Below are 6,999 nucleotides of genomic sequence, written 5' to 3'. Positions count from 1 at the left end.
GACCGTAACTTCGGCATCTGCCGGTTTGGTCCAGTCCGGTACGTCAGAGAAGGAGACGGTGTATTTCCCCGTGGGGACGTTCTCCACCAGGTGACCGCTCTCAAAGGTTTTTCCGTCGAGGCTCCACTTCGCCTCTTTCGGACCGTCGATTGTCACGGAGACGGAACCCACGTGACGGACATACTTGCCTTCCACCGACGCCGTCCCGTCCTTCGTGACCGTAACTTCGGCATCTGCCGGTTTGGTCCAGTCCGGTACGTCAGAGAAGGAGACGGTGTATTTCCCCGTGGGGACGTTCTCCACCAGGTGACCGCTCTCAAAGGTTTTCCCGTCGAAGGTCCACTTCGCCTCTTTCGGACCGTCGATTGTCACGGAGACGGAACCCACGTGACGGACATACTTGCCTTCCACCGACGCCGTCCCGTCCTTTGTGACCGTAACTTCGGCATCTGCCGGTTTGGTCCAGTCCGGGAGATCGTAGAAAGAAACCGTGTAATTTCCGGTAGGAACGTCGTGGATCACGTGGCCGCTCTCAAAGCCTCCTCTGCTGTCAAATATCCACCTTGCGTCCGCAGGGCCGTCGATTGTCACGGAGACGGAACCCACGTGGCGGACATACTTGCCTTCCACCGACGCCGTCCCGTCCTTTGTGACCGTAACTTCGGCATCTGCCGGTTTGGTCCAGTCCGGTACGTCAGAGAAGGAGACGGTGTATTTCCCCGTGGGGACGTTCTCCACCAGGTGACCGCTCTCAAAGGTTTTTCCGTCGAGGCTCCACTTCGCCTCTTTCGGACCGTCGATTGTCACGGAGACGGAACCCACGTGACGGACATACTTGCCTTCCACCGACGCCGTCCCGTCCTTCGTGACCGTAACTTCGGCATCTGCCGGTTTGGTCCAGTCCGGTACGTCAGAGAAGGAGACGGTGTATTTCCCCGTGGGGACGTTCTCCACCAGGTGACCGCTCTCAAAGGTTTTTCCGTCGAAGGTCCACTTCGCCTCTTTCGGTCCGTCGATTGTCACGGAGACGGAACCCACGTGACGGACATACTTGCCTTCCACCGATGCCGTCCCGTCCTTTGTGACCGTAACTTCGGCATCTGCCGGTTTGGTCCAGTCCGGTACGTCAGAGAAGGAGACGGTGTATTTCCCCGTGGGGACGTTCTCCACCAGGTGACCGCTCTCAAAGGTTTCCCCGTCGAAGGTCCACTTCGCCTCTTTCGGACCGTCGATCCTGACCGTAATCGACCCAATCTCCGGGGGAACTCTATCCGGAGACTGTACGGTTCCGGCTTCTCCTCCGCCAGCCGCAGGAACTTCCGGGGCTGCCCCGGCCGCCGCCGGAACGTCTCGGCTCACCTCTTCAGCAAAGAGAGGCACTGCCTGGATAAAACCTCCCAGCAGAAGAAAAGTGACCATCAGGCAGAAGAACGGCCTCGGGGAAACAGTGCGCAGAGTCTTGAGAAAACGCATTCTCACTGCAAACCACCTCCGGATTCGAATAGTATGTGACTGGTCCGCCTTTCGGGACGATATCAAACATTTTCGAAAAGAACACCATTCCACGCCTGTCCGTATTTCTCTGAACGAGAAACCCCAAACATTCCCGCACGCACTCGCAGGATTTTAAAAACTGCCGGGTTGGCAAAGACCCATTAGCGTGAAGTATAGTGCATCTCCGGAATTCGTCAATATTTCAAGAAAAGCCTAAATCCGCACCCCAGCGGGGAGCGTCACGGGGACCCCTTGGGCCGGGGGATGCTGATTGTCGTCCGTGACAACTGCCCAGGCGAGTCCCGCGGCTCCCTGCGTTCGCCGGCTGTCTGCCTGTGAAACCGACACCCGTGTCGGTTTCTCTCCCCTCAGGCGCCCTCCCCCAGGGATCTCTCCGCAAAGAGCGCAAAGCGGGATCTCTTCGCCCCCGGGGAGGGCGAATTCACCGTAGGCCCGGCGACACTCCCTCTGCCTGAAAAATTTGCGGATTGAGGAAAAGAGAGATAAAACCGGGGAAAGCGCGCCATGGGATCGAACCATCTCAAAGAGCTATACTATCTCCGGCGAATCGGCATCGTTTCTGTCTCGTTCCGGCGCAGACCATGGGATAGGTTTTTCTCCCCTGCCGTTCACCTCTGCCCGCGCCCTGGGCAGCCAGTCCGGATGTTCGAGGCGGAGCCATTCCATCATTCTTTCCCTGACATGGCAGCGGAGGTCCCAGGCGACTCCCGAATTTGCTGCACTCATGAGGGCCCGTACCTCCATGGAGCGGGGAGTACAGTCCGTCACCTGGAGGGCTTTCGCCTTCCCGTCCCACAGGGGGGTTGTGCCGAGAACTGTGTAAAAAAACTCCCGGATCTGCTCCACGTCTGCTGAAAAATCCACGTGGAAGAAAGCGGTGCCTATGATGTCCGCCGAAACGCGGGTCCAGTTCTGGAAGGGTTTTTCAAGGAAGTAGGTCGTCGGAAGGACGAGACGGCGTGAATCCCAGAGGCGGAGGACCACAAAGGTGAAGGTGATCTCTTCAACCCTGCCCCATTCCCCTTCCGCCACGACCACGTCGTCGATTCGGATGGGTTCGGCAATAGCGAGGTGGATTCCGGCGAGGAAGGTTCCCACCGTTCTCTGGGCTGAAATTCCCACGATGATACCTGCAACACCGACGGAGGCCAGGAGAGATGTGCCTATGCGCCGGAAATCGTCGATACTCAGGAGTGCTATGGATACCGAAAGAAAGAGGATAAGTATGACGAGCAGCCTTTTGAAGAGAATGAACTGTGTCTGTATTTTCCTGGCTTTGAGGTTGTCTGCGGCGGAGATGTCGAACCTGTTCCTGAAATAGATTTCGAAAAGACTGACCCCACCGAGAGCAAGCCAGGTCATAGATGCCACCAGGCCGATTTTCGCCGTCCTGAGAAGAATACGGAAAGCCGCCGGTGCCAATTTTGCTTCCGCATAGGGGAGAGCGGCTATTAAAACCATGCCGAGCATGGCCACAAGTCCCGGCACAACGAGGTGTTTCCGGATGGCGGCTGTGGGTAGGTACTGTCTCATAAAATTCCTCCTTTCTTTCCGCTTTTTGATTTTAACCGAAAGGGAAGAAAGAAGGAAGGCTACAGAAGCCGCTCGGCCTTATGGACGTATATCTCAACCCCTGTCCGGCGGACATAATCATCGTTGAGGAAGAACTGGAATTTTTCCCTCAGCGAGGCAAGCATCTCATCCCCGCAAAGAAACTGCACCGACCAGTTCTTTCCGGGGAAGACGGCATCGTCCCATCTGGTACCGTTTCCCTCGTTGTCTTTCCGGAGGACATTTCGCCAGACCGAGTAAGTTGGAACCCCGATGGAATCGAGTATTTCGGTGATTTCCCGGCCCAGCGTTTCACCGGCATGAATCCAGACCATGTTCATGAGTTCGTCACCGCCTCCTTGAATCTTCCTTTTTTTCTCAACTTTTCTTCGAAGAGGCTGTAGATCACCGGAACGAGCACCAAGGTGACCAGGGTGGAGATCGTGAGCCCTCCCATGACCGAAACGGCGAGAGGTTTCCAGAGTTCAGCCCCTTGGGCCTTGCTCAGCGCCATGGGGAGCATGCCGAAGAAAGTGGTGAGGGTGGTCATGAGGACGGGCCGAAGCCTCCGCCCCCCTGCGCTGATAAGGGCTTCCCGGAGAGGAGTGCCCCTGGCACGGAGCAGGTTCACGTAGTCCACCAGCACAATGGCGTTGTTCACAACGATGCCCGCAAGCATGACGATTCCCAGGAGTCCCTGGAGGGAGAGGTAGAGCCCGGTCAAAAGATAGGCGAAGGCAACTCCAGTGAGGGCGAAGGGGATGCTGAACATGATGATGAACGGGTCGAGATAGGCTTCGTACTGTCCCGCCATGACCATGTAAACCAGGACTACTCCCAGGAGGACGAGAAGCCCCATCTGACGGAAGGCATCCCCCTGTTCACGGATCTCGCCGCCGAACTCTATGGTGATGCCCGACGGGATGTCCATTTCTGCCATGGCATCTTGTGCGTCTTTCGTAACTTCTCCGAAGGATCGTCCGTGAATGTTCGCCTCAACCACCACATAGCGCTGCTTGTTTTTTCTCTGGATCTCCGACGGGCCTGCCGTGTCCCGGTACGACGCCACCGTGGAAAGACGCACCATTTCCCCCGAGGCGGAGGGAACTATGAGACGGTCGAATATCTCCCGGGAGTTGCGCTGTTCTTCCCGGAGGCGGAACCGTATGGGATAGTCGTCCTCTCCTTCCCAGTAGTTTTCTCCCGTTTCGTAGCCGTAGAAGTAGGTCCTGAGGGTTCCCGCAACGGCATAGGTGTTCACTCCCAGGAGGGACGCCTTTTCCCGGTCGACGTCCACCCTGATTTCCGGCCTGTTCTGTTTCTGGCTCAGGCTGACGTCCACGGCGCCGGGTATGGTGCGGAGAAGGTCCGCTATCCTGTCCGACAGGCGGACCACCTTGTCGAGGTCATCGCCGTAAACTTCTATATTCAGGGGTTTCGCGCCGAGGAACATGGACTTGATGGGAGACGTGACAAGCACGTTGAGCTTTTCGATGCCTGGCTGCTCCCGGAGCCATAACCGGAGAGACTCCCCAACCTCGAAGGCGGTGCGTTTTCTCAGCCTTTTGTCCACAAGCTTGAGGCCCACGTTGCCGATGTTCGGCCCCGCTTGCTGCCCGGCGGCGATAGCGAATCCTTTTTCGTCCCGTCCGTCGTAGCCGAAGACATTGATGGCTTCGGGAACGGTTTTCCGGACATGTTCGATAGCGCGGAGAACCAGACTGTCGGTCGTCTCGATGTCCGTTCCTTCAGGAAGGGTCATGGTGATGGTAATTTCTCCCGTGTCCGGATCCGGTGTGAGTTCCGTTCCGATGAACCTGAATCCCGCAAAAGTGAGCCCGAGAAGAACCAGGGAGGCAAAAATCACCATTTTCCTGTTTTTCAGCGACCATTCAAGGAGCACCTCGTACCCCCCTTCAAGCCACCCGATAAATGCGTCTGTGTAGCGGTGAAACCTGAGGCGGTCTTCCTCCCGGCGGAAGAAAAAGCTGCCCATCATGGGGATAAAGGTGAGGCTCACAAAAAGGGACGCCGCAACCGCCGCAACCATAACCACCGTAAGAGCTGAAAAAAAGACGCCCACGAGGCCCCGGATAAAGGCAAGAGGCAAAAGTACCACCACCGTGGTGAGGGTGGAGGCCACAAGAGCTGACTGGACTTCAGCAGTCCCGATGACGCAGGCGACGGATCTCCTGGCTCCCTTCTCGATATGATAGATCACCTGGTCGGTGGCGACGATGCAGTTGTCCACCACCATTCCGCTGGCCATGGCCAAGGCGGAGAGTGTAAAAATGTTGATGGTGTAGTCCAGCTCACCCATGAAGACGAAGGTGATGATTAGGGAGAAGGGAATGGCGCCGCAGACGATGAGGGAGGCGGAGAGGCGCTTGAGAAAGATCCAGGTGACGGCGAAGACCAGGAGTACCCCAGCGATAAGGGACTGTGACAGGTTGTTGATGGAGTTGAGGATGAACTCGGAGGTGTTCATGCCTATTTGGTAATCCACGTCCGAGGGAAACTCTTTCTCCTTGAGCTCATCCAGCCTGCCGAGCACCGCCCGGGAAACCTCCACCGTATTGGCGTCGCTGGTTTTGAGAACGGCCATGATGATCGCTTCCCGGTCGAAATAGTAGCCCCTGAGATCCCTGTCCTTGTATGTATCAGCCACCTCCGCCACGTCTGCAAGGTGGACGGGTCGTCCGCCGGCAACTCCAACTACTGTCCGACCGATTTCCTCCACAGAGGAGTACCGGCCGGGAACGCGGACATAGTACTCCGTTCGGCCCTGTTTCAGTGAGCCTGCGGGTATATTGAGATTTTCACGTTCCACGGCGTCGATGACAGACGCAATGGGAATGCCGAAGGCCTCCACTTTTTCCGCGTCGATCCTCACCTGGATTTCCCGCTGCTCCCCTCCGTAGACCAGGACCTGCCCCACCCCTGGTATCCTGGAGAGGTTCTCCATCACCGTTTTTTCGACGAAGTGGTGGAGCCCTTCCCATGACCTTTCCGCGGTGAAAGAGAGGATGAGGAAAGGGATAGTGCCGGAGGTTATGCGAAGGAGAATTGGTTCCTCGGCATCGTCCGGGAGGTCCCTCCGGGCGAAATTGACGGAATCCCGTATGTCTCCCATCTTCACGTCCAGGTCAACGCCCCATTTGAACTTGACGGACACTACGGAGATGTTGTCCATGGACTTGGAGAAAATGGTGTCCACACCCTCAATGAGAGAGACATTGTCCTCCACGACCTTGGTGACCCGCTGCTCCACGTCGCTGGCCGAGGCGCCGGGCCATGTAACGAGGACGTTCACTACCGGAGGCTCGATGTTCGGCAGCAGGTCGAGCTTGAGGCCGAAGAAGACAATTCCTCCCACGAGAATGACCGCGAGAAAGACCATAAGCATGGAGACCCTTCGGTTGACGGAAAGTTCCGGGAGATTCATTTTTCAGCTGCCTTCACTGGTGTGCCGTCCCTGAGCTTTTCAGACCTGGAGGCTATCACCGCTTCATCATTCTCAAGACCGGAAAGGACTTCCAGATAATTTTCCCTCTCGGCGCCTGTCTTAATGACTCTCAGTCGTGCCACGCCCTCGGAGACAACAAAGCAGACCGATTCTCCCGTACCCGCCATTCTGCCCACAGCCTCGAGGGGAAGGCCGACACCCTCCCGGACGCCGGTCAGAATGGCCACCCGGGCGTACATGCCGGGAAGGAGGGAGTCTTCTGCGGAAAGGAGCACGTCCACCTTTCCGGTGCGGGTGACGGGGTCAAGAGAAGGGTGAACCCTGGAAACGGCGGCCTCGAACTGCTTCCCGGGGAAGGCGTCCACTGTGACCATCGCCTTCTGCCCTTCCTTGACCCGGGGGATGAGGCGTTCCGGCACGGTCCCCGAGACTTTCACTTTCTCCCTGCGGGCAAGAATGAAGGCCGG

The 6,999-nt window shown here is 57.3% G+C and carries 5 protein-coding genes; all 5 read right to left on the bottom strand.

Features of this window, described 5'->3' with window-relative positions; translation table 11 throughout:
• On the bottom strand, nucleotides 1-1,479 hold a 1,479-nt coding region (locus JMJ95_RS00230; RefSeq protein ID WP_290680939.1), incomplete at its 3' end, for a hypothetical protein.
• Between the two features lie 564 nt (nucleotides 1,480-2,043).
• Nucleotides 2,044-3,048: a mechanosensitive ion channel domain-containing protein gene (locus JMJ95_RS00225; RefSeq protein ID WP_290680937.1), complete on the bottom strand. Its 1,005-nt coding sequence runs from the start codon at nucleotides 3,046-3,048 to the stop codon at nucleotides 2,044-2,046.
• Between the two features lie 59 nt (nucleotides 3,049-3,107).
• Complete coding sequence (locus JMJ95_RS00220; RefSeq protein WP_290680934.1) at nucleotides 3,108-3,407, bottom strand: PG0541 family transporter-associated protein; 300 nt, start codon at nucleotides 3,405-3,407, stop codon at nucleotides 3,108-3,110.
• A complete protein-coding gene (locus JMJ95_RS00215) occupies nucleotides 3,404-6,511 on the bottom strand; it encodes an efflux RND transporter permease subunit (protein WP_290680931.1) in 3,108 nt (1,035 codons plus the stop codon). The genes JMJ95_RS00220 and JMJ95_RS00215 overlap by 4 nt, the downstream gene beginning before the upstream one ends.
• The coding region (locus JMJ95_RS00210) for an efflux RND transporter periplasmic adaptor subunit (RefSeq protein ID WP_290680928.1) at nucleotides 6,508-6,999 on the bottom strand (492 nt) is incomplete at its 5' end. The genes JMJ95_RS00215 and JMJ95_RS00210, both read right to left, overlap by 4 nt.

Source organism: Aminivibrio sp., assembly GCF_016756745.1.
In the GTDB taxonomy this organism is placed as follows: Bacteria; Synergistota; Synergistia; order Synergistales; family Aminobacteriaceae; genus Aminivibrio.
The sequence above is the reverse complement of the archived record's forward strand: the minus strand, read 5'-3'. Positions and strand labels throughout refer to the sequence as shown.

Coding starts and splice junctions, on each gene's coding strand:
- JMJ95_RS00225 (WP_290680937.1), bottom strand. CDS start 3,048: ATGAGACAGTACCTACCCACAGCCGCCATCCGGAAACACCTCGTTGTG.
- JMJ95_RS00220 (WP_290680934.1), bottom strand. CDS start 3,407: ATGAACATGGTCTGGATTCATGCCGGTGAAACGCTGGGCCGGGAAATC.
- JMJ95_RS00215 (WP_290680931.1), bottom strand. CDS start 6,511: ATGAATCTCCCGGAACTTTCCGTCAACCGAAGGGTCTCCATGCTTATG.